Raw genomic sequence first — 22,012 nt, forward strand, 5'->3', positions numbered from 1 at the left:
ACGGAAGTCGACAGTTTGCCTCCTATGGAAGAGAGAGTTTGAGAGTCGTATATCATGATTATATGACCTCCATTGTAACTACTTCAGTTATATTGAAAAACCGGAATTTAAATAAGGAGAGGGAAGGCATGGACAAACGGATTTTTTGGTTGGCGCTCGGATCGTTCGCAATCGGCACAGAAGGGTTCATGATCGGCGGGCTTCTGCCGATTCTGGCAGCGGCGCTGCACGTGTCGACGGCAATTGCCGGACAGCTGGTGACGGCGTTCTCGCTCGTTTATGCCGTATCGTCGCCGTTACTGACAACAGCGACCGGAAGGATGGAGCGCAGGAAACTTTTGTTCGGTTCGCTGCTATTGCTCGCCGTCGGCAACGTGGCGTGCGGGTTCGCTTCCTCATACGGCCTGATGCTGGCCGGGCGGATCGTCGCCGCGCTCGGGGCGGGCCTGTTCTCGCCAGGAGCCGTCGCCGTCGCCTCTACGCTGGCTTCACCCGAAAAGCGGGGCCGCGCGGTGTCGACCGTCATTGCCGGGCAGACCGTCTCGCTCATCCTGGGCGTCCCGTTCGGGACGTGGGTAGCCCTGACGTTCGACTGGCGCGCGACGTTCTGGATCGTCGGCGGAGTGACGCTGCTCGCCGCGCTTGCCATCCGGCTGCTGTTCCCGCAAGTCGCGCCGGCTGGGGCGGTTGGGATGCGGGAGCGCCTGTCCTATCTGAAGCGGCCCGAGCTGCTAGCCTCCTTGCTGACGACGCTCGCCTGGGCGACCGGCATTTTCGCGCTTTTTACGTACGTTTCCGAACTATTCTCCGGTTACGGGGCCGGAGGCCGGACGATCAGCGTCGTGTTGTGCCTCTGCGGCATCGCCTGTTTCATCGGGGTGCGGACGGGCGGCCTGGCCGCGGACCGGATCGGACCGAACCGGGCAATACCGCTGGCGCTGACTCTGCTCACGGCCGCGCTGGCGCTGCTGTCGGCGCTGAACGGATTTGCCGGCCATCCCGGCATTCTCGCCGCGGCGATTGCCGCGCTCGCGCTGTACGGCTTCAGCGGCTACATGTTCAATCCTGCGCAGCAACATCGGCTGATCGGGCTGTCTGGGCCTTCGTCCGGCATCGTCCTGTCGCTGCAGGCATCCGTCATTTACGTGGGAAGCGCCTTGGGCGCATCGGCGGGAGGAGCGGTCGTGCGCTTCGCCGATGTCGGGGGAATTGGCTATTTCGCAGGCGCCATGACCGCTTTCGCACTCGTCGTGTTTGCGGCGAGCCTTCGCATGGAGCGGCGTATGAAGCAGCCGGCGGCCGTTGCGAGGCGCTCGCCCGCCAAAACGTCATAGCTCCTGCCGTTTCGACTGCTCCACGATATAGTCGGCGGTACGCGCGGCAAGCGCCATTACCGTATTCGTGGGGTTGCCTCCGCCGGAAGTCACGAAGAGACTGGCACCCGCGACAAAAAGGTTCGGAATATCATGAGTTTGTCCATAGCCGTTCGTTACGGACGTCTGAGGATCGTTACCCATGCGGCATCCGCCCATCAGATGGGCCGTATCGTCGGTCACGAACGCCGGAATACCGCCTGCCGCTTGAATGATTTCGTTCATTTTCGCCACGGCATGGTTGATCAACCGCTTGTCATTTTCCCCATAAGAGAAGGAGACGTGCGCCAAGGGCATATCGTACTCATCCTTCTCCTCCGCAAGCGTGACGCGATTGGCCGGATCGGGCAGCACTTCGCCGACGAGCGTGATTCGGCCGTAGAAATTGTAGTCCAACATGGCTTTGCGCAAATCGGAACCCCAAAGCTTGGCGCCCTTGGAGATGCTTTTCGCCATTTCGACGGGACGCGATCCATGGGCGTGCAGCGTGTATCCCCGCGCGAATCCGCGGGTCGAATCCGTTTCGTAAAAATCCTGCGTAGTGGCCAAGACAGGGGTGCCTTTATAAAGGCGGATTTCTTCCGGGAATATGCCGTACACATCGTTACTGCTGTGCGGCATGATGGCTTTGCCCACCCAGCCGCTCGAGTTCGCCAGCCCGTCGGGAAATCGGGCATTGGCAGAATGCAGAAGCAGACGCGGCGTTTCCACCACGAAGTTCGCCAAGATGACGATACGCGCCTTTTGTTTGTACGTCTTCCCTTCATGCACGAACGTCACGCCGGTCACCCGGCCGTCCTCGTTCGTCTGGATTTGCGTCACCATACTATCCGAAATCACTTCGGCGCCATGCTGGATCGCCTTCGGAATATGGTGAATCAAGGTGCTGAATTTCGCGTTCGGCAAACACCCTTGATTGCAGAACCCTCGGTTGATGCAAGGGGGCCGGCCGTCGAAAGGCGCGGAATTGATAGCGAGCGGAGCGACGACGCTGCGGATGCCGAGCTTCTCGCAGCCGATCCGAAAAATTTCGGCGTTGGCGCTCAGCGGTTCGCGCTCCGGATACGGGTAGGGGCCATGAAAGGAGCCCCAAGGAAAATGCTTCGGCCCGGACACGGCGATGTCTTTCTCGATTTTGTCGTAATACGGCGCGAGATCCTCGTAGCGAATCGGCCAATCTTCCCCGACGCCGTCCTCCGATCGCGTCCGAAAATCACTTTCATGGAAACGCAAAAACACGCCCGTAAAATGCGTCGTTCCTCCGCCGACGCCTTTGCCGGAATTATTATGGCCAAGCTGCAGCGGGTCGTTTCCGCTTACCAGACGCGTGTCTTGCCAGCCCAAGCGGGTCATCGAAAGCTCGTCGCTGGCAAAATCCGTCTGGGGATTCCAGAAAGGACCGGCTTCGATGATCACCACTTTCAGTCCGGATTTACTCAACTCATACGCCAATACGCCTCCGGCCGCGCCGGCGCCTACGATGCATACGTCGGCATCGTCTTCATATTTCCGATGATTTAAATCGTTATGACGATGATCCTGGGAATGAACCGCATGATGCGTGACCGTATCCCTGCTATTTGCCATCTCGTCTTGCCTCCCACGGATCGGTTAACCCCAATTCCGAACGAACGTATCCGCGCGGATAAGCCGGGCCGGCGTAGCCGATTTCCGACCAGATCGACGGATGCGAATAATACGCCGCCACGGCCTCGGTTAAGATTTTATTGATCCATTCCCGCACCGGAACCTGTCGGCCGCCGGACGACAAACCGATTTCTCCCCGTACGAGTTGCCCGACGAAACGGCGTTGATCCGACTCCTCCATGGAAATGAAGCGATTGCCATGCCGTTCAGTGCAGACTTGGTCCAGCAAAGCCAATCCGTCGCGAATGAGTTCGGATTGCTTCGGCACGCCGATTTTGCGTTGGGCTTCGCCGATTCCGGCTTGCAAAGTCGAATCGAAATGAAACACGACATAAGCAAGGACAGGGGAGCGAGCATCGTCAAGCAGAATCGCGCATAACCGAAACAGCGTATCGCCCTCATGCTGCGTTAAATATCGATACGGATAGAACGATTCGTTCTTTAATCGCTTGGTGACGATTTCCCGGGTATGCGGGTCCCAATTCTCTTCCTCGCGCATCACGTCAAAGCGAGGATAATGCGGCTCGTATTCCGGCATCTTCTTTACCCCCAATATAACGCGATAAGTCCTAACAGGCTGACGGCGGAGACCATCGCGGGCAACGTAAGCGGCGGGCCGATCATGAAATTGCGCAGCTCGTAACCGCCCACGCGTTCGCCTACGCCGCGAATGTGCATTATGGTCCCTAAGATGCCTGCCAAGATGCCGACGGACAATAATACGGTCAGCAAGTTAAGCAGCCATGTCGCCTTGCAAAACGAAAAGACGATTAAGCAGAGGCCGAACACCGGTGTGGCGATGACGGGAATCCACATCGACCAATGCCGGAAGTTCTGGCGGTAATGAAACAACGTAACCTGTACGAAAATGACCAGAAACAGCAATCCCATCGCCAAAATCATCACCCGGTCAAGAGGCCAACCGTTCCAACCCAACGCGATCACCGTCCGCTTGTCCATTTGTCGGTTATTGATGACTTCAGTATTCCTGGAATGGAATACCAATATGCGCAACATAACCCACGGTCCGAATTTCCGGGATCCCTTCCGGAAGCCCGGATCCGTTCAGAACTCGATTCTTCCGATAGGCATATGCTGAAAGAAACACTCGATAAAGGATCGGTTCGAGATTCCAATGAATATGAAGAGGCCCTTGATTTCCGAAGATCTGTTCAACTTGAAGATCGTCAACGACCCGCAAATTTCTCCCGACGGTTCGAGAATTGCCTACGTAGAAACGGTCATGGAGCGCAACACGAACCAATACAAGAGCCGCATCTGGATCGCCTCCGCCTCCGGGCAAGAACAACCGCGTCCCCTGACTTCCGGATCCGAGCTGAATTATGCGCCCCGTTGGTCGCCTGATGGAAAATGGATCGCGTTCGTCTCCACCCGCTCCGGATCCCGCCGATTGTGGATCATGCCGGGGAACGGAGGCGAGCCGCAGCCGCTTTCCCGTATCCGAAACGTTGCCAGCCCGCCGGTATGGAGTCCCGATGGCCGAACGATCGCTTGTATCGTTGGCCTGAAGACGGACGATACGAACAAGGAGGAGGAGCATTCGCTAAGCCCCAGGGAACGATTCACCAAGGACGTGCTGTTGATCGATCAACTCCGCTACAAGTTGGATAGCGTAGGGTTTCTCGCCGATCGGAGATGGCATTTGTTCACCGTTCGGGCCGTAGGTCCGGAGAGAGGCACCGCACGACAGTTGACTTACGGGGACTATCATTTCGCTTCTCCTGCATGGTCCCCCGACGGTCGGTTCATCGCGGTTGCCGGCAACCGGATCGCGGAGAAGACGGAATTGGATTTAATCAACGATATATGGGTCGTTCCTTCCGGCGGCGGGGAGCTTCGCCGGTTGACCCGACAGAAGGGACCGGCAGACCATCCGGTTTGGTCGCCGGATGGGCGGTTTATCGCCTATACCGGTCATGATCGGCACTCGGGGTATTATACGAACCGGGGAATCTGGATCGTTCCGTCCGAAGGGGGAGAGCCGAGGGAGCTGACGGCCGATTTCGATTTTCCCGTTGGCGATTATGCGATCAAGGATGTTCTCGGAGTCGAGCAGCCGGGCGTATCGCCGCACTGGTCACCGGACGGGAAATCGGTTTTGATGATAGTCAGCGCGCACGGAGCGGTTAACCTCTGGCGATTTGCCGTCTCCGATGGGCAAGGAAGGCAGCTCACGAAAGGCGAGCGGGTCATTTTCAACCTGAGTTTCCGTTCCGGCGCCGTCGCGACCGTCAGGTTTGCCATGGCCGTAACCAGTCCCACGCTGCCTAGCGATATTTGGGTGGGCGAGATCGATGGAACATCCGTTCGCGAACGGCAGATTACGAATGTAAACCGCGATTGGTTGGACCGGGTCGCGATAACGCGGCCGTCACGGTTTACCTTCCAATCGCCCGGCGGCCCGGAGGGTGAGGGCTGGATTCTGTATCCCCCTTATGCGCGATCGGAGAAAACAGCCGCGATTCTGCAAATTCACGGCGGTCCTACGGTCATGTACGGATACGTGTTTTTCTTCGAGTTTCAACTGCTCGCATCGAACGGTTTTTCCGTCATTTATACGAATCCTCGCGGCAGCATGGGTTACGGCGAGCCGTTTGCCGCCGCGATCCGGGGGGATTGGGGCAACCATGATTATGCCGATCTGATGGCGGCCGTGGACGCCTCCTTGCAACTGGGAGCTTTGGATCCGCAACGATTGGGTGTCGCTGGGGGGAGCTATGGGGGGTACATGACCGACTGGATGATCACCCAGAACAACAGATTCAAGGCGGCTGTTTCCATGCGGGGGATCAGTAACTTGTATAGTTTTTTCGGAACGTCGGACGGAGGATATTTGCATGCCGAAGAGTTCGGCGGCCCGCCATGGGAGCATCCGCAACGCTATCTGAAGCGATCCCCGATCAGCTTCGTTGACAACGTGCAAACCCCGTTGCTGCTCATTCATAGCGACCGCGACTTCCGCGTGCCGATCGAACAGGGGGAACAGTTCTACACCGCGTTAAAGTTTCTGCGGCGCGACGTTCGCATGTTACGGTTTCTTACCGAAACGCACGAGCTGTCCCGCGAAGGAAAACCTTGGCACCGGGTCGTCCGTTTCGACCATATATTGCAGTGGTTCCGGACGTACTTGATGAAAAAATCGAACGTTTAATCACCTCTGAGTAAATGCGCATACGTATGACACCTGATCAATGGGTAGGCGCATATCCTGAGGTAAACAATTTTTGGAAAGGAGCGGCGAAATGACCGTTTCTCAACGGAATGATTCGCAAGTTCGCGATATATTGGAAACCAGACCTCAACCTGACTTAAGCGACGAAAACGCGGAAATGCGCAAATTGCAACCCATTCTGCAACGGATCCCCTTAACTTCGCCCGCTTTTCGACAAGCCATGGGTACCGTCCTTCAACACCTTCACGTCGTGAGCAGAGCGCTCGCCCTGGGTTGCGGGATGAGCTCCGAATTTCGGTACCTTCCCGAAGCCTGGGGACTTCCCGAATTGCACATCGTACATTCCCGTTATCTCACCCCCTTGAGCTACCATCTTTATTCCGCCTTGGGAGCGGCGGAGCTGCTCGCAGCCGGACGGGGCCGATATCCCCATTTTCCATTGGCAGTGGGCTGCATGCTCTCGATCATTCGGCTTTGGCAAACCTTCCCCGAAGCCATAGCCAATCTGCGGAGAGCAGCGGGTCCTCGTTACGCGGCTGCCGTCGATCAAGCGGAACAAACGCTGCGGCATATGGTGCCGTCGACGCGGCAAGCCTTAGCCATCAGCCAATCGGCTGTAGATGCGTATGTCTGGGAGGCGACCGTACGTGCCTCGGAATTGGCTTATGAGGTTCGAAGGAGGGTCGCGAAATCGATGGGGCAGGAAATGTACTAAACCAAGCACCTGCGGCAAATATTTGCCGGATTACCGGGGTGTAATTCCAATAAAAAAATGACGGTTGTATTAACCGCCATTTCAGGATATTTGTAAAATCCATCGAACGATTATCTCTATTTACACGACTCGATCCCACGTCTGCTTTAGATAAAGAACCCTGCGGACAGAATGATGACCAACAGTATGAAGAGAACCAGCACGAATGCAAATGCGCTGCCAAAACCCGCACAGGAAAACCCAGCGCCGCCAACTCCGAAGCCCATGAGATCACCGCCTTCAAAGAATTGTGATTTGTCATCACGTCATCACTATATGGCAAGGATACTTGCACGGACAGGACTAACGCACAGGTGGTTTTCGAATTTTTTGGGAAGAAGTAAACAGGCGGCCGATCGCGAGATTAAGCAAATCTTCCGTTCATGGATCATAAAAAGGCAACATCCTTTGTTCAGGATGTTGCCAACTTACTTTTAGATCGCTTTTTCAATGCTCCTCCAAATCACGCATGGAAACCGGAGTGCCTGTTAAATGCTGCTCGAACATGTCGATAATGAAAAGGAATCTTTCCGCTTCACGAAAGACATGATCCGCGAGGAGGGGGTGAATGATGCTTTTGATCTTGCACGCGTTAATCAGATCGCGCGCAGTCCGTTTAAAATCACGCAGAGATTTCACGGACACCCTGTTCTGATCCAAAAATTGACCGAGAATCGGAACGGTTTGGGATTGGGGGCGCATGGATTCGATATCCCGCGCTTGGAAAAGCAATTGATCGAAATCGCGACTGAATTCATTGGCCATATCAACCAGTTTCCGTTCGGATGGGTCAAGCAGGTGGCTGATAAATTTTGCGTGGTCGGCCATGATCCGTAAGAAAAATACGTTCTCATCGATGATGGCGTCGGGCAAGGGTTCAAGCTTACCGGTATTCAGTTCCTGCAATCGATTTCTGAAATAATTGGCTTCTCTGCTCACATGGTCCACCAATAATGGGTAATTGTTCGCTCCGGGAAGCTGACAAGTTAGAATTAACCCTAAAACTTTTCTTTTGAACACCCAAATGTGGGAAACTGCATTATGGACTTCAGAATTGAATCTCATGATTACCTGGGGGTCTGAATCCACGGGCAGCGTCATGGATCGATTCTCAATGCCTTCGAACAACGCGTAAAATTGATTCGCCTCATTGATCAACTGCGTATCTTCAGCTCTGAAGCCTAATCTCAGGAATAGGGAATGTTCTTTCATAATTCGAGACCAAAATCTGATTTCATCAAGCGAACGTGCTACGAATGCATTCGTCACTTCGCTTAATACCTCCCCGGGAAGATATCTCATCTTCACACGTTTATTCCGGGAAGTATCATTTTATGCTTAATTACGAAGCAAGACGGCCGACTAGCTGAACTTACGATTGCAGGCGTCAGCTTTTAACCGACTGTCTGTCCCACGCGGCAGTAGCCGGACGATCGGATGCATAATGATCCCACACTAGCGGGAAAACTCCTGCTATGCGATCGTCGAGGCAAAATATGGGCTGGAGGAAGGTGTCGGCGTAGCAACTGGCTGAGGTTTGTCAGTTTCGTTTTTTATTCGTATTGATGATTTGCGGAAGCAGCTTTACGCTTCTCACCATTGGGGACTGGCAAATCGGGCACACAGGCACGTCCGCAAACGAGAAATTATCACGTATCCATCCTTTGCAGTCCTTATGCGTGCAGCTCCAGATGACAGTCTCTTCATGTGGGAGATCTTCTACCGGTTTGCCACGATAAGCCAACATGTATCCCCTCCTTGAATTAAAAAGCTGCCCTTAACAGGCAGCTTCATTGACTTCGTTCACAGCTTAACTACGTTCTCGGCTTGAGGTCCGCGATTGCCTTGCGTCACATTGAACTGAACGCGCTGGCCTTCGTCGAGGGTTTTGAATCCATCGCCTTGGATAGCGGAAAAGTGTACGAATACGTCGTTGCCGCCTTCAACCTCGATAAAACCAAAGCCTTTGTCTGCGTTAAACCATTTTACTGTTCCTGTTTGCATCTAAAATATGCCTCCTAATGTTTGATTAAACAAAAAAATCACACATTGAAAGAGGTGCCATCTGTACAATGAGAACCCCTTCAACATGTGAATTTAAGGTTTAATTTGCGTTCATTAAATTATAGTACCACAACACAATACACAAATCAAGAAGTGTGGTATCATATAGGATAATATGATTTAGGAGTGATAGGTCTGAAGAAAAGAAACAAGCCGATTTCCTTTGATGAATTGCTAAAAGAGCTTCAAGGCGCGAAATCAAATGAAGGCGTCCAAAATCACGTATCCTTTGAAATGTTATTTCATGAGACCTTCATGAGCCGGTACTCTTCCTTCAAAAGTTTTGACGAATTTCTCCGCAAAGGAAACTTCGATGTCAAGACCCTGGAAGACATCGACAATATCCCTGACGAGCTTTTCGATCGGCATGTCGACCGGGAGACCGACTTCGGCAGCTGGAAGTCGATGCTGGACCGGGCCAATGCGGAATATGAGGCAGGCCATCGGGTATAACGGCAACTGAATGGAAAATAATAGACGATCAGGCCCTTTGGGGCTAGATCGTCTTTTTGATTTGTTGGTTCATTTGGAAGCTTTTTAATTCTGTCTAGAATAATAAACGCGAGTTGATTAAACAATCCATGTTCAATGCTTGCACGGAATCACTGGCACATCCATCGCGATGGATTTCAAATTTTATTGGTAACCGGAGGGGAAGGGTGGTACCAAGAAGAAGGAAAACCTGCTCAATTCTTAAAAGCCGGGGATGTAATTGTCACTCATGATGGCGTAAAACACTGGCATGGCGCTGCAAAAGACAGCTGGTTTGAACACCTTGCAATCACTGCAGGCAAGCCGGAATGGTTGGAACCTGTATCGGATGAAGAATACAACAATCTCATTGCGCCAAAGTAACACATACGATTCGCCTACAATATGATGAGCTATACATCTAATGAGGTGAGCCAATGGCAGTCGTAAAAGCCAGGAAACAGGATATAGATATGTTAGCAAGGCTGCTTCGAGCCGAAGCTGAGGCCGAAGGCGAAATGGGCATGCTCCTTGTCGGAAACGTCGGCATTAACCGAATAAGAGCGAACTGCTCCGATTTTAAAGGAATCCGGACCATTCGCCAAATGATCTATCAGCCGCATGCGTTCGAAGCGTTGCAACATGGCATGTTCTATCAAAGCGCGAGAGAGAAGGTACGCCGTCTGGCGCGAAGGGCCGTGAATGGGGAGCGGAATTGGCCGGCCAAGTTCTCCCTATGGTACTTCCGCCCTGGAACGTATGAAAGTCCCGGACCTTGTCCAGAGACTTGGTATCATCAACCGTTCGCAGGACGATGGAAGAAGCACTGTTTTTATGAACCGACCGCGGCTGAATGCGCAAATGTCTATAACACGTTTTAATATCATGAAAGGTTTTACCGATTGATGCGATAACGAGAAGTTACCCCGGCAGACCGCGGCCGGGGTATTTTATTCGCTTCGCCGAATTTACGGGCCGGTTAAGTACAAATTTCGTCGCTAGGCCGCATGTCCGTTTCATACCCGCCATAATTGATTTAATAGATTATAAAGATAAAGCGATGGGCGTGTTTTCGTCAAATCCGGTCAAAAGCGGGTTGAAAATCAATATTCATGTCGTTCAGCGATCGAAATCAGTCGATATATAGCATTTATGTAATTGTAAGCACTTTATTTTAAGTATTGACAAAGTCAAATGACGGTACTTATGATGAAAACGTAAACAGATTTAGGTTTTATTAAAGCAAACGTTCAAACTAAATTCGAGGGGGGATTCTCTAAAAGAATCGGATTTTGTGTCAAGACTTAGCGACACAAAGCATTCGAAACAAAAATGAAAAATAGCGAAGGAGAGAAGAGTAATGAAAAACAAGAACCTTATCTTAAAGCCTATCTCCATTAGATTCACGGCTCTGCTGCTCGTTTTGGCGATGGTTTTGGGCATGCCCGTGACGGCGCTGGCCGATCAGAATCCGGTCGGGCAGCAGAATGCGATTGCGGCCGAAGGGGAGCTGGTCGAGGGGCCGACCGTCATGAAGGATCCCGATTCGCCGACCGGCTACACCGTACGGTTTGTCTACAAGAACGAAAATGCTTCCAGCGTAACGTTCGTCGGCGACATGCTGCTCAGGAACTGGGCCGATCCCACGGATACGAAAGTATACACGCCTTACGAGTATAAGCCCGGTTTAATGCGCGGGGGCGGCGCGTTTGAGGCGGAAATGGAAAAGAGGGACGGCGGCTATTGGGTGATCGAGGTACCGCTTGCAGCCGGCGCCAACCAATACTGGTTCTACGTGGACGGCAATCGCAACTACTGGGTGCCGGATCCCGCGAACTCGCCGAAATTCGCTCCGGACGGCCTCACAGGCAACGCCAGGCGTGCCTTTAACGCGGTGTATGTGCCGTATGATCCGGACAAACAGGACGAGATCATGGGGGCGCGTGAGATTGAAAACCCCAGAACCGATGGAAAAACAGGTACGTGGGATTATGTAGCAATCCCCGCTCAGATCGGCGGCAAGACGCGATATTTGGGCGTATATTTACCGTACGGATATGATGAAAACCGAGAACAGCCGTATAAAACGATTTACATGCAACATGGCGGCGGCCAGGATGCATCCGATTGGATGAACATCGGCAGCGTACCGAACATCATGGATAATCTGCTCGCGGAAGGCCTTACCGAACCCGCGATCGTCGTTACGACGGACGCTTCGTACCTTGGAAACGCTCAAGACGGGTATCCCAATTTGTTCAATATCATCCTGCCGTTTATTGAAGACCACTACAATGTGTCGAAGAGAGCGGCTGATCGGTCGTTTGCCGGTCTGTCGTTAGGTGGGATCATCACGGCAAACATCATCAACTATGACGCTACGAAGTTCGGATATTACGGCGTATGGAGCGGCGGCATGGGAGTCCGCACCACGGCGGCGAATCTGGGGGTGCCCTATATACTCTTTGGCGGCGGGCGATATGATTTCGGATTGCCAAATCCGACCCAAGTTGCGGCATTGGACGCTACCGATGCGAATTATCAAAATATCGTAGTTGCCGGTGGCCACGACTTTAATACCTGGTGCCAGTTGTTCACGATCTATGCCAGAGACTATCTGTGGAAGCCAAGAGCGTTTCTTATGGACAAAATCGAAAAACATCTTGACGGATATTTTGCAGACGGGGCGATTGACAATGCGGGAGTATATAACAGCTTAAAGGCCAAACTCAAGCAAGAAAAACTCACTTCCTTTATAAACGAGTTAAAAGCTCAGGCCGGTAAACACATAAGCAGCGAAGCCGCATCGACATTGCTTGAGTATGCAGAAAGGATCAACTCGGATCAATAGAGTGGATAAGTTCAAAATGGCGTGAAAAAAAAGGCAAACCTCCGGACATCATCGGGGTTTGCCTTTTTTTCGGTTGGGTCCTAATTTCGCTTCTCGCGGATCATAGGGTCACTCGACTACGTCATAAAGTACCCTGGCGATCAAATCCTGCTTATAATTTCCAAAGTGCGAGCCATATACCGTAAGCCCGCCTACCTGTCCGGTTTCGGAGACGCCGATCCGGAACCGTATATCGGAGTTCTGCTGCAGCTCGATGTCATGGATCGTCGTATTGGATATCCGGACGCCGTCGAGGAACGTGCCGTTTTCGTTGATGCGAACCATTTTTAACAGGCCGTATTGGTTCAGGTGGGGAGGCCACCAATCGGGCGTAACTTTGCCTTTCTCGCCGCCGAAATCGCCGGGCGACGTCCATGTGCCGACTTCTTTATTGTTTACGGAGAAGACGATGTCGGAGGGATAGTCATTATTGTAACACGGCGCTTCGGAACCGAGCTCCATGATGAACTGCAGTTCGATGAAACGTTGCCGCGGCTTCAGGTAGTTCGGGATCCGGTACTCCAGATAACCTCTGGTTAACCAGACGATTCCGGCGTTGATACGTTGAGGATCCGCAAAATAGCTGGGATTGTCGAATTCTCCAATGATACTGTCTTCGGTCGCCAGACCGCATGTCGGTTCCACCCGGTAATCCGTGTAATGGCCGACCTTGATTTCGACTTCATAGAGATTATTGCCTGCGCCATTTGGGTGCAATTCGACAGAGAGCATGTCCTCGTTCAAATAGCAGATCTTCTGGATTCCGTGTTTGCCGACTGCCGTCGTGATATCGATCAGGCCGCTTTCCTCGAGCTTTTTGATATGCATGGTGATGGCGCCGTTGGTCAGCCCGAGCTTCTCGGCAATTTCGTTTAGATTAAGGCTGGTGTGCTTGGCCAGCAGTTCCAGAATCCCAATTCTGATTTCGGAGCTCAAGGCTTTAAAAATATTCAGACCGGATCGAAGGTCTTTGATATGGATCAATCGAAAAGCCTCCTGTCCTGATCATCAGAATTGTCTTCATACATTATAAACATAAAGCGAAATGTTGAGAATAGCTAGGGCTTGTTATCGCCAAATACCGTCAAAAAAGCGGGTTGGAGATCCATATCGATGCCGATCGGCCATCGAAGCGAGACGAAAAAGAGCAAATCTCCAGGCTTCGGATCGCTTTTTGTTTATAAATTATTAAATTATATGCCCATCGTAAGCGCTTTTATTTAAGTATTGACAAAGTTAAAGACCGGTAATTAAGATAAAATCGTAAACAGTTTTAGCATTTATTAAATCAAACATCCGGTCAGTCTGACGCAGCAGCACCGGCTTGGATCCCGAACGGGATGCAAGCGTACCAACCTTATTTCGAGGGGGATACGATGTGAAAAAGCAAGTGCTCTCACTGTTGTCTTTGATGGTTGCGCTCGTCATGGCATTGGCCGCTTGTTCCAGCGGCGGCAAGTCGGAAAGCTCAGCATCCGCAACCGATTCCGGTAATTCGTCAGCCGGAGGGGTCAAGCTGGAAATGTGGACGTTTAATGAGCTTCACAAAACGTTTTATGACGACATGGCCAAACGCTGGAACGCAGCCAATCCGGAAAAGAAAATTCAACTCACCGTCAACGTCTACCCGTATGACGACATGCACAACAAATTGCTCGTCGCCTTGCAGTCGGGCACCGGGGCGCCCGACCTGGCCGATATCGAGCTCAACAAGTTTCCGAACTTCCTCAAAGGCGAACCCCAACTCATTCCCCTCAACGACATCGTCGAACCGGAAATCAGCAACCTTGTCAAATCCCGATTGGACATCTACGCCAAGGACGGCCAATACTACGGCATCGACTTCCACGTCGGAGCGGCGGTCATTTACTACAACAAAGAAATTCTGGACAAAGCCGGAGTGAATCCGGATGACATCGTGACATGGGCCGATTATGAAGCGGCGGGCAAAAAAGTGCTGGATGCGACCGGCGTTCCGATGACGACCCTCGAGACATCCGACCTTTGGACGCTCTGGCCTCAGGTGGCGCAGGCTCCCGGCAAAGACGATTTCCAAACCGCTGACGGACAATTAAACATCACGAGCCCCATCGTTTCCGGACCGTTGAAATGGCAGCAAAACCTCATCAAGTCCAAAATCGCGATTCCGACGCCCGGCGGCAACCATCACGCGGAAGAGTATTACGGCATGATGAACGGCGGCGGAGCCGCTTCGGTCTGGATGCCGATGTGGTACATGGGACGTTTCACCGACTATATGCCGGACCTCAAAGGAAAAATCGTCATTAAGCCGATGCCGGTATGGAATCCGGGCGAGCCCCGTTCCGCAGGCATGGGAGGTACCGGTACGGCGGTAACCAAAACGTCCAAAAACCAGGACGCGGCGAAGTCTTTCCTGGCTTACGCCAAGCTCTCCAAGGAAGGCAACATCGAGATTTGGAAACAGCTCGGTTTCGACCCGCTCCGTTCGGATGTCTGGGATGCGCCGGAACTGAAGGAGCCGAACAAATTCACGGATTATTTCGGTCCCAACATTTTCGACATTCTTACGCAAGTGAAAAGCGAGATCGAAGGAGTCAACATCAACGAAAAAACGCCGGCGATTTCGGACGCTTTCAAAACAAGCGTGATCACGCGCATTCTCCTGGATAACGAAGATGTCGACAAGGTGTTGTCCGAAGCTGCGAATCAACTGAAATAGCATAACGTCCGGCACCGCGCGGCGCTTGCCCGGCCGGCGGTGCCGGAATACGAAAGGCGGGCTTCTGATGGAGAGCAATTCCCCAGCGTCGGCTGCCAATGCGGGTGGGCTCAAGCGACGCAAGCTGACCGGAATCCTGTATTCGCAGAAAATCGCCCCGTGGTTCTTCGTCCTTCCTTTTGTCATCTCGTTTGCCTTGTTTTTCATCTATCCGGTTCTCTCCGCAGTGAATATGAGCTTTCAACAGGTACTGCCAGGCCAGGTCGAATACATAGGCTTAGAAAACTATGAGAAGCTGTGGAACCCGACTTTCTGGAAAGCCATCGTCAACAGCAGCAAATATACGTTCTATACCTTGCTCATCCTCATTCCTTTGCCCCTTGTTCTGGCTGTCTTCTTGAATTCGAAAGCGATGGTGCTCCGAAACTTCTACCGATCCACGTTGTTCATCCCGGCGCTCACCTCGGTCGTGGTGGCCGGTACCGTTTTCCGTCTGGCTTTCGGCGAACTGGAAGGATCGCTGATGAATACCATAGCCGTCTCGATCGGCTTTGAACCGCAGCGGTGGCTGCGCCGGGAAGGACTTGCGATGTTCGCGCTCGTGCTGCTGGCATGCTGGCGGTGGATCGGCGTGAACTTGCTGTATTTCATGGCCGGTCTCCAGAACATACCGAAGGAACTGTATGAATCCGCGGATATCGACGGGGCCAACAATTGGAACAAATTCAGCCGCATTACGCTGCCCTTGCTGAAACCGATTACCATTTATGTATTTACGATCAGCATTTACGGCGGCTATGCCATGTTCACCGAGAGTTACATGCTGTGGGCGGGGAATCGCTCCCCGAACGATATCGGCCTGACGATCGTCGGCTACTTATACCGCAACGGCCTCGAACAGAACAATCTCGGACTCGGTTCGGCCGTCGGCATCGTGCTTCTCTTGCTCACCTTCGTGATCACCATCGTTCAGCTCAAGCTGTTCGGCATGTTCCGGAAGGAGGAATGAACGGTGGAAACCATTGAAAAGCGTAGATGGTCGGTCAATACCGTGCTTCTGGTTCTGCTGTTCACCTTGTTCGGCGCATTCGCGGTATTTCCGATCGTCACGCTGATCATCGCGTCCTTCAAACCTGCCCAGGAATTGATGCGCTTCGGACTGAACCTGAAAATCGATCCTGAACTGATTTCACTCAAAAACTATGCCTACTTGTTCTCCGGCGAATCGCTCTATTTAACCTGGTACTGGAACAGCGTGCTGATCTCGGCCGTATTTACCGTGCTTTGCCTCTTGCTGTCGTCGATGGTCGGGTACGGACTCGCCGTTTACCAATTCCGTTTCCGCAACCTGGTCTTCGTTCTCGTGCTCGTGATGACGATGATCCCGATTGAAATCATCATCCTTCCGCTGTATAAGCTTTCCATCACGCTCAAGCTGATCAACAGCATGTGGGGAATCATTCTTCCGTTCGTCGTGGCGCCGCTGCCGATCTTTTTCTTCCGGCAATACGCCTCCGGTCTGCCGAGGGACTTTCTGGATGCAGGACGCGTTGACGGCTGTACGGAGCTCGGCACGTTTTTCCGGATCATGATGCCCTTGATGGCGCCGGCTTTCTCGTCCATGGCCATTCTGCAAGCCCTTTTCAGTTGGAACAACTTCCTGTGGCCGCTCATCGTTCTGCGCACCAACGAACAGCTCACGATTCCGATCGGGCTGGCCACGCTGCTGACTCCGTACGGCAATAACTTCGACATGCTGATCTCCGGCGCGGTTCTCGCGATTCTTCCGATTCTGGCCGTATTCCTATTCTTTCAGAAATATTTTATCGAGGGCATGACAGCGGGCGGCATTAAGGGGTAGTCAAGCAAGCAAAACTGCAAAGGCAAATCCAATGAGGGGAGGAGGCCGGCCGATGAAGGAAATCCAGTTGATCATCGACCCTGCGAGAGTGATCGGGCGGCGGGATCCGCGGATATACGGGCATTTCATCGAGCATTTTCACAACCAAATTTACGGCGGCATCTTCCATCCGGACTCTCCGCTTTCGGATGAGAACGGATTTCGGAAAGACGTGCTGGAGGCTTGGAAGCGCATTAAGCCTCCGGTCATTCGATGGCCGGGCGGGTGTTTCGTATCCGCTTATCATTGGAAGGACGGCGTCGGGCCCGAGCGGCAGCCGCACTTTGACAAAGCCTGGCGGGTGGAGGACAGCAATGCGTTCGGTACTGACGAATTTATCGCGCTGTGCCGCAAACTGGAAAGCGAACCTTACATTTGCACGAACGCGGGAACCGGAACGTCCGAGGAAATGAGCGACTGGGTCGAATATTGCAACCTTCGCAAGGAAGGGAAATGGGCGAAACTACGCATATCGGGCGGGCATGAGGAGCCACACCGGGTCCGTTACTGGAGCATCGGCAACGAGAATTATTTGCCGGGAGAGATGGGCGCCAAGACGGCCGAAGAGTGGGGCAGGTTCGTCAAGGAGTCCGCGAAAATGATGAAAAGGGTGGACCCGTCGATCGAACTGTTCGCCGCAAGCGTCGCGGACTTGAACTGGAACGTCCATCTGCTGAAGGAAGCAGGCCCCTATTTGAATTGGCTGTCCATTCATGGGTATTGGGATCCGCATTGGCAGAACAATAACCTTTCCGATTACGAAGCTTGCATGCTTTATACCACGCGGATCGAAGAGCAGATCGAGAAGACCCGTCACATTCTGGGTGTGACCGGTTATTTGGGGAAAATCCGCGTGGCTTTCGATGAGTGGAACCTGCGAGGCTGGCATCACCCGAACGTCGACCATGCGGTGGATCCGGCCGATTATGTCGATCCCCGGAATCTCAACGACCTGGACGAATCGTATACGATGGCGGATGCGCTGTTCAGCGCCTGCTTCCTGAATCTTTGCCTGAAACATAGCGACCTGATCGGGATGGCCAATTATGCCCCTTCGATCAACACCAGGGGGCTGATCCGGACCCACGAGGACGGAATCGTGCTGCGCCCGACGTACCATGTATTCGATATGTACAGAAACGGACTGGGCGATCAGGTGATCGACCACTGGATCCGGGATGATGCAGTCTTTGAGGTTGCCTCCGAAAGCGGGAAGACCGGGGTGCCGCTTCTGGATGCGGCCGCGACCCGAGTGGAAGCGACCGGGGAGGTGGTGATCTCGTTGGTGAACCGCCATCCCGATAACACCGCGGCGGTACGGCTGGTGAGCCGGGATGGCCGCCGGAGCGTGAACCGCTGGACTGCGCTTGCCGGCGGGTCTAAGGATGCGTTCAATGACCGGGACCATCCCGATCGGGTAAAGCCGGTTTCTCTTGCCGATTACACCGTCGACGGAGACACTGTGCTGCTGCAGCTTCCTCCTCACTCGGTCAACATTTTGTCCTTATGACAGGATCGATTGGTGAAACGACGAGAAGGGGAAGAGAGGGAATCCGCGAGTAAACTAGCCGCGATCCGCTACTTGCCCGTTCGTTGACTGCTGTTTGTAAGCGAACGGAGAACGATAGGACAATGACAACAGGTGTCCGTGGACAAGAACATACATCCTTTAGAAGCCGCGAATAGCGTGGCTTTTTTTGTTTTAACGATACAAGTTCTTGTCCAAGGCTCGGGACAAGAACTTGCATTTATTCCCGATCTAGGACATGAACTTGCATGGATAGTCGATGTCAGGACTATCGTTACACTAACTTTCATATCTGCAGAAAATACTGGACTTATCGTTCCGGAAAAGGATAAACTGTACCTACGGAAACGGAGGGAGTACCATGGGACGCTACAAAGAGTTTGATAAAGAAGCGGTGCTTCATCAAGCGATGCTCGTTTTTTGGAAGAAGGGCTACGAAGCGACAAGCATTCCGGATTTGCTGGAAGCTATGGATCTTAGCAGATCAAGTCTGTACGAAACGTTCGGGGACAAACAAACGCTTTATATCGAGGCGATCAACTGGTACAAGAAGTGGAAGCAAGCCAAACGGGACATCCTCGTCCATGCGACATCCGCAAAATCGGGAATCCGGCAGTACTTCGAGATACACATCGATTCCGCCCTGGACGGCGAGTCGCCGAAGGGCTGTCTCATTACGAATGCAGCAGTCGCCATGGATTCGCCAGATGAGCAACTGAATGCGTTGATCAGGGAGCGATTTGACGAGTTGGAGAAATGCTTCTACGAGCTGCTGCGCAAAGGTCAGGAGACCGGGGAAATCATGCCGGAGAAAGATATCAAGACTTTATCTTATCTGCTCTCTAACCTGAATCATAGTATAAATATCGTTGCGAAGGTGCAGGGTGACCGCAGCAAGATGCAGCAGATGATAGACATGGTGATGGAAATGCTATAAAACATTTTTTTTGCACATTCCGGAACGATTGTTCCAGAATAATTCTGGCGAGCAGAGGGGACTTTCTATGCATTCAGCTTCCATTCCAATGGAAAAATCGGTTTCGCCATCGCTGATTTTTATCCTGGCAGCCGCTTGCGGTATCATAGCGGCAAATCTTTATTATGCTCAACCATTGATAGGCTCGATAGGTTCGACCATCGGGCTCTCCTCCGGGGCTGCCGCACTCATCGTTACGTTGACTCAAGTCGGCTACGGGATCGGCTTGTTATTAATCGTACCGTTGGGAGACATCCTGGAAAATCGTAAGTTGATCCTTTCATTATTGCTCCTTACAGCCGCCGTTTTGACAATTGCCGCTGTCATCAAAAGCGCCATCCTGTTCCTCGCCGCTTCACTCATGATCGGAGTAGGTTCCGTAGCAGCACAAATCCTTGTGCCGTATGCGGCTCATCTTTCGCCTGAAGCCGTGCGTGGTCGCAATGTGGGCAACGTCATGAGCGGGCTGCTTCTGGGGATTATGCTCGCGCGCCCCCTTGCAAGCTTGGTGGCGGAGTATATGGGCTGGCGCGCCATCTATTTCATCTCCGCAGCATTGATTTTCGCGCTGGTTCTTGTATTGGCAAAGGCACTGCCCTTAAAGAAGCCTTCGACCGCTGCTGCTTACCCGGCGCTGCTGCACTCCATGCTGCATTTGCTGAAGGCGACACCGGCATTGCGCCGGAGGGCCATTTATCATGCTTGTGTATTCGGAACGTTCAGTTTGTTTTGGACTACAGTTCCGTTGGTTTTGACAAGTCCGCCATTCCATTTTACTCAGAAGGAAGTCGCTCTGTTCGCATTAGTCGGGGTAATGGGGGCGATTGTGGCGCCGGCGGCGGGCCGTATGGCAGACCGTGGATGGGTTCGCCCGGCTACGGGATGGGCATTGGGCATCGTCATCTTTTCCGAGCTGCTTCCTTTGCTGGTTCCATCAAGTTCTGCGCTCGCAGTCTCCATTCTCGTAGTTGCGGCGATTTTACTTGACATGGGGGTTTCCGCCAACATGGTTCTCGGGCAGCGGGTGATTTTCTCTTTAGGAGCGGAATTTCGCAGTAGGCTTAACGGTTTATTTATGGCCATTTTCTTTTTAGGGGGCGCTATCGGCTCAGCGGCAGGGGGGTGGGCTTACGCAACGGGGGGCTGGGAGGCGGCACTGCTGATCGGAATCGCCTTGCCGGCCATTGCCATGGCGTATTATGCGACGGAGTTTTCGAGATGAAGGAAGAAAATCCCAGGTATTCGTGATAATTAATTTCGAGTATTTATGAAAATTTGTATTCGGTCAGGCCAGGACTGTGCACATTAGCAATTCATGATAAACCGGACATGCTGTTGGATGATAAAATGTAGACAAATAGGAGGCTGCATATGGAACGTGTAATCTTGATGAGGATTGTGCGAGATAACCAGGGAGGAGAGTCAGTCGCATGGCAAAGATCGTTTTCGCATTGAACCAGTCTTTAGACGGATTCGTCGACCACGACCACCCGGCATTTCAGCCCGACCCCGTGCTATTCCGTCATTTCATCGACGACGTGCGCAGCCTGGCGGGCTGCCTGTACGGGAGCCGCATGTACGAGATCATGCGGTATTGGGACGGAGACCATTTTGAATGGGATGCGTCGGAACGGGAATACGCGGCGGCGTGGCAAAGCAAACCGAAGTGGGTGGTGTCGAGGACGTTAAAGTCCGTCGGTCCGAACGCTTCTCTGATCGAGGGCGACCTCGCAGCGGCCATACGTGGGCTGAAGGCTCAGCATGAAGGGGTGATTGAAGTTGCCGGGCCGGAGTTGGCCCACAGTCTAACGGAGCTCGGTCTCGTTGATGAGTATCGACTCTATCTCCATCCAGTGGTGTTGGGTCACGGCAAGCCGTTCTTCGCCGGTCCGCGGCCGCCGCTGCGCCTCGTGGCAAGCGATCGAATTGGCGAGAAGGTGATCAGGTTGACCTACGTTCCAGCTTAGTTGTGCGGTTGACCCAGCAGCTAAAAGGGCACGTTACTTGAATAGGGATTCTTCGGCTGTTGTAGCGGCAGTCAGAGGATCCCTTATTCTTTAATAAACTCCGCAGACATATGTGCAAAATACGGGTTTTGTGTAAATGCAATTCAGTTACGCAGGTGACATAATAATTATTATGTAAACCATTTCTGCTTGTCCATGTACTCCGAATTATAATCACTGCATGTTGTATTGTGTTTTGTTCAACTGTTATCCATCAATCATTGAACATCAACACCTTATTGATTCAATTACATAAAATGCTCAGCGTTTGATCTAACGTATTCCATGGACGATGATCGTAAACAATTCTATTGGACAAGCCGCCTGAGGATCAACTGTTAACGCCAGGAACGTTTTATTTACCGCTGATCGAGATCGCATTTCAAGCATTTCACCTTGGCTCTGCATGGTTATCGAACGTCTTGATTTCATTACTCATTATTCACCGTATTATCCTGACATAAACAATCTTAATCTCGATGATCTCTCAAACCTCAATTTTTACTTGA

General features: G+C 52.5%; 21 protein-coding genes and 1 pseudogene. 14 read left to right on the plus strand and 8 right to left on the minus strand.

Translation table 11 applies throughout. From position 1 onward, the window contains the following. The first annotated feature begins 128 nt into the window (after window positions 1–128). Window positions 129–1,334 (plus strand): MFS transporter, encoded by a 1,206-nt coding sequence (locus PTZ19_RS21250; RefSeq protein WP_276357639.1) that lies wholly within the window; start codon window positions 129–131, stop codon window positions 1,332–1,334. On the opposite strand, the gene PTZ19_RS21255 is transcribed toward PTZ19_RS21250, so the two are convergent. Genes PTZ19_RS21255 through PTZ19_RS21265 form a run of 3 tightly spaced genes read right to left on the minus strand, consistent with a single transcriptional unit; the run spans window position 1,329 to window position 4,037 of the window. Beyond that, window positions 1,329–2,960 carry a GMC family oxidoreductase gene (locus PTZ19_RS21255; protein WP_276357640.1) on the minus strand — a complete coding sequence of 544 codons (1,632 nt, stop codon included), beginning with the start codon at window positions 2,958–2,960 and terminating at the stop codon, window positions 1,329–1,331. The two genes, PTZ19_RS21250 and PTZ19_RS21255, sit on opposite strands and share 6 nt — an antisense overlap. Beyond that, window positions 2,950–3,558, minus strand: a complete 609-nt coding sequence (locus PTZ19_RS21260; RefSeq protein WP_276357641.1) for a gluconate 2-dehydrogenase subunit 3 family protein — start codon at window positions 3,556–3,558, stop codon at window positions 2,950–2,952. Before PTZ19_RS21260 ends, PTZ19_RS21255 begins: the two co-directional genes overlap by 11 nt. 5 nt (window positions 3,559–3,563) lie before the next feature. Beyond that, window positions 3,564–4,037 (minus strand): hypothetical protein, encoded by a 474-nt coding sequence (locus tag PTZ19_RS21265; protein WP_339329349.1) that lies wholly within the window; start codon window positions 4,035–4,037, stop codon window positions 3,564–3,566. A gap of 118 nt (window positions 4,038–4,155) precedes the next feature. On the opposite strand from PTZ19_RS21265, the gene PTZ19_RS21270 reads away from it, so the two are divergent. Together PTZ19_RS21270 and PTZ19_RS21275 are read left to right on the plus strand one after the other, a co-directional pair. Next, window positions 4,156–6,192, plus strand: coding sequence for a S9 family peptidase (locus tag PTZ19_RS21270; protein ID WP_276357642.1), 2,037 nt, complete (start codon window positions 4,156–4,158; stop codon window positions 6,190–6,192). A 349-nt stretch (window positions 6,193–6,541) separates the two neighbouring features. Beyond that, entirely contained in the window at window positions 6,542–6,928 is a 387-nt protein-coding gene (locus tag PTZ19_RS21275) for a hypothetical protein (RefSeq protein WP_276357643.1), read from the plus strand. Between the two features lie 146 nt (window positions 6,929–7,074). Here PTZ19_RS21275 and PTZ19_RS25480 read toward each other — a convergent pair whose 3' ends face one another. The 4 genes from PTZ19_RS25480 to PTZ19_RS21290 form a co-directional block, all read right to left on the minus strand. Further along, on the minus strand, window positions 7,075–7,194 hold the full coding sequence (locus PTZ19_RS25480) for a YjcZ family sporulation protein (protein WP_422615027.1): 120 nt from the start codon (window positions 7,192–7,194) through the stop codon (window positions 7,075–7,077). A gap of 220 nt (window positions 7,195–7,414) precedes the next feature. After that, window positions 7,415–8,236: a DUF2935 domain-containing protein gene (locus PTZ19_RS21280; protein WP_276357644.1), complete on the minus strand. Its 822-nt coding sequence runs from the start codon at window positions 8,234–8,236 to the stop codon at window positions 7,415–7,417. A 271-nt stretch (window positions 8,237–8,507) separates the two neighbouring features. Further along, window positions 8,508–8,714 carry a cold-shock protein gene (locus tag PTZ19_RS21285; RefSeq protein WP_339329350.1) on the minus strand — a complete coding sequence of 69 codons (207 nt, stop codon included), beginning with the start codon at window positions 8,712–8,714 and terminating at the stop codon, window positions 8,508–8,510. A gap of 56 nt (window positions 8,715–8,770) precedes the next feature. Then, complete coding sequence (locus tag PTZ19_RS21290; protein WP_276357645.1) at window positions 8,771–8,971, minus strand: cold-shock protein; 201 nt, start codon at window positions 8,969–8,971, stop codon at window positions 8,771–8,773. Window positions 8,972–9,187: 216 nt separating this feature from the next. Here PTZ19_RS21290 and PTZ19_RS21295 point away from each other — a divergent pair, with 216 nt between their 5' ends. The 4 genes and pseudogenes from PTZ19_RS21295 to PTZ19_RS21310 all read left to right on the plus strand — a co-directional run bounded on the left by PTZ19_RS21295 (window position 9,188) and on the right by PTZ19_RS21310 (window position 12,353). Then, complete coding sequence (locus PTZ19_RS21295) at window positions 9,188–9,484, plus strand: hypothetical protein (protein ID WP_276357694.1); 297 nt, start codon at window positions 9,188–9,190, stop codon at window positions 9,482–9,484. A 144-nt stretch (window positions 9,485–9,628) separates the two neighbouring features. Then, window positions 9,629–9,886: pseudogene (locus PTZ19_RS21300) on the plus strand (cupin domain-containing protein); the annotation flags it as partial. Window positions 9,887–9,939: 53 nt separating this feature from the next. After that, on the plus strand, window positions 9,940–10,383 hold the full coding sequence (locus PTZ19_RS21305) for a cell wall hydrolase (RefSeq protein ID WP_276357646.1): 444 nt from the start codon (window positions 9,940–9,942) through the stop codon (window positions 10,381–10,383). 479 nt (window positions 10,384–10,862) lie between these two features. Continuing rightward, window positions 10,863–12,353, plus strand: coding sequence for an alpha/beta hydrolase-fold protein (locus tag PTZ19_RS21310; RefSeq protein WP_276357647.1), 1,491 nt, complete (start codon window positions 10,863–10,865; stop codon window positions 12,351–12,353). Between the two features lie 108 nt (window positions 12,354–12,461). Here PTZ19_RS21310 and PTZ19_RS21315 read toward each other — a convergent pair whose 3' ends face one another. Further along, a complete protein-coding gene (locus tag PTZ19_RS21315; protein ID WP_276357648.1) occupies window positions 12,462–13,376 on the minus strand; it encodes an ArsR/SmtB family transcription factor in 915 nt (304 codons plus the stop codon). 427 nt (window positions 13,377–13,803) lie between these two features. On the opposite strand from PTZ19_RS21315, the gene PTZ19_RS21320 reads away from it, so the two are divergent. The 7 genes from PTZ19_RS21320 to PTZ19_RS21350 all read left to right on the plus strand — a co-directional run bounded on the left by PTZ19_RS21320 (window position 13,804) and on the right by PTZ19_RS21350 (window position 21,464). Continuing rightward, window positions 13,804–15,093 (plus strand): ABC transporter substrate-binding protein, encoded by a 1,290-nt coding sequence (locus tag PTZ19_RS21320; RefSeq protein WP_422615029.1) that lies wholly within the window; start codon window positions 13,804–13,806, stop codon window positions 15,091–15,093. A gap of 67 nt (window positions 15,094–15,160) precedes the next feature. Further along, window positions 15,161–16,102 (plus strand): carbohydrate ABC transporter permease, encoded by a 942-nt coding sequence (locus tag PTZ19_RS21325; RefSeq protein WP_276357650.1) that lies wholly within the window; start codon window positions 15,161–15,163, stop codon window positions 16,100–16,102. Window positions 16,103–16,105: 3 nt separating this feature from the next. Beyond that, a complete protein-coding gene (locus PTZ19_RS21330; RefSeq protein ID WP_422615028.1) occupies window positions 16,106–16,954 on the plus strand; it encodes a carbohydrate ABC transporter permease in 849 nt (282 codons plus the stop codon). 52 nt (window positions 16,955–17,006) lie between these two features. Next, window positions 17,007–18,503, plus strand: coding sequence for an alpha-N-arabinofuranosidase (locus PTZ19_RS21335; RefSeq protein ID WP_276357651.1), 1,497 nt, complete (start codon window positions 17,007–17,009; stop codon window positions 18,501–18,503). Window positions 18,504–18,882: 379 nt separating this feature from the next. Further along, window positions 18,883–19,458, plus strand: coding sequence for a TetR/AcrR family transcriptional regulator (locus tag PTZ19_RS21340; protein WP_276357652.1), 576 nt, complete (start codon window positions 18,883–18,885; stop codon window positions 19,456–19,458). Between the two features lie 67 nt (window positions 19,459–19,525). After that, window positions 19,526–20,719 (plus strand): MFS transporter, encoded by a 1,194-nt coding sequence (locus PTZ19_RS21345; protein ID WP_276357653.1) that lies wholly within the window; start codon window positions 19,526–19,528, stop codon window positions 20,717–20,719. Between the two features lie 208 nt (window positions 20,720–20,927). Next, window positions 20,928–21,464 carry a dihydrofolate reductase family protein gene (locus tag PTZ19_RS21350; protein ID WP_276357654.1) on the plus strand — a complete coding sequence of 179 codons (537 nt, stop codon included), beginning with the start codon at window positions 20,928–20,930 and terminating at the stop codon, window positions 21,462–21,464. The last annotated feature ends 548 nt before the right edge of the window (window positions 21,465–22,012 follow it).

The sequence above is a fragment of the Cohnella caldifontis genome, assembly GCF_029360585.1.
Taxonomy (GTDB): Bacteria; Bacillota; Bacilli; order Paenibacillales; family Paenibacillaceae; genus Cohnella; species Cohnella caldifontis.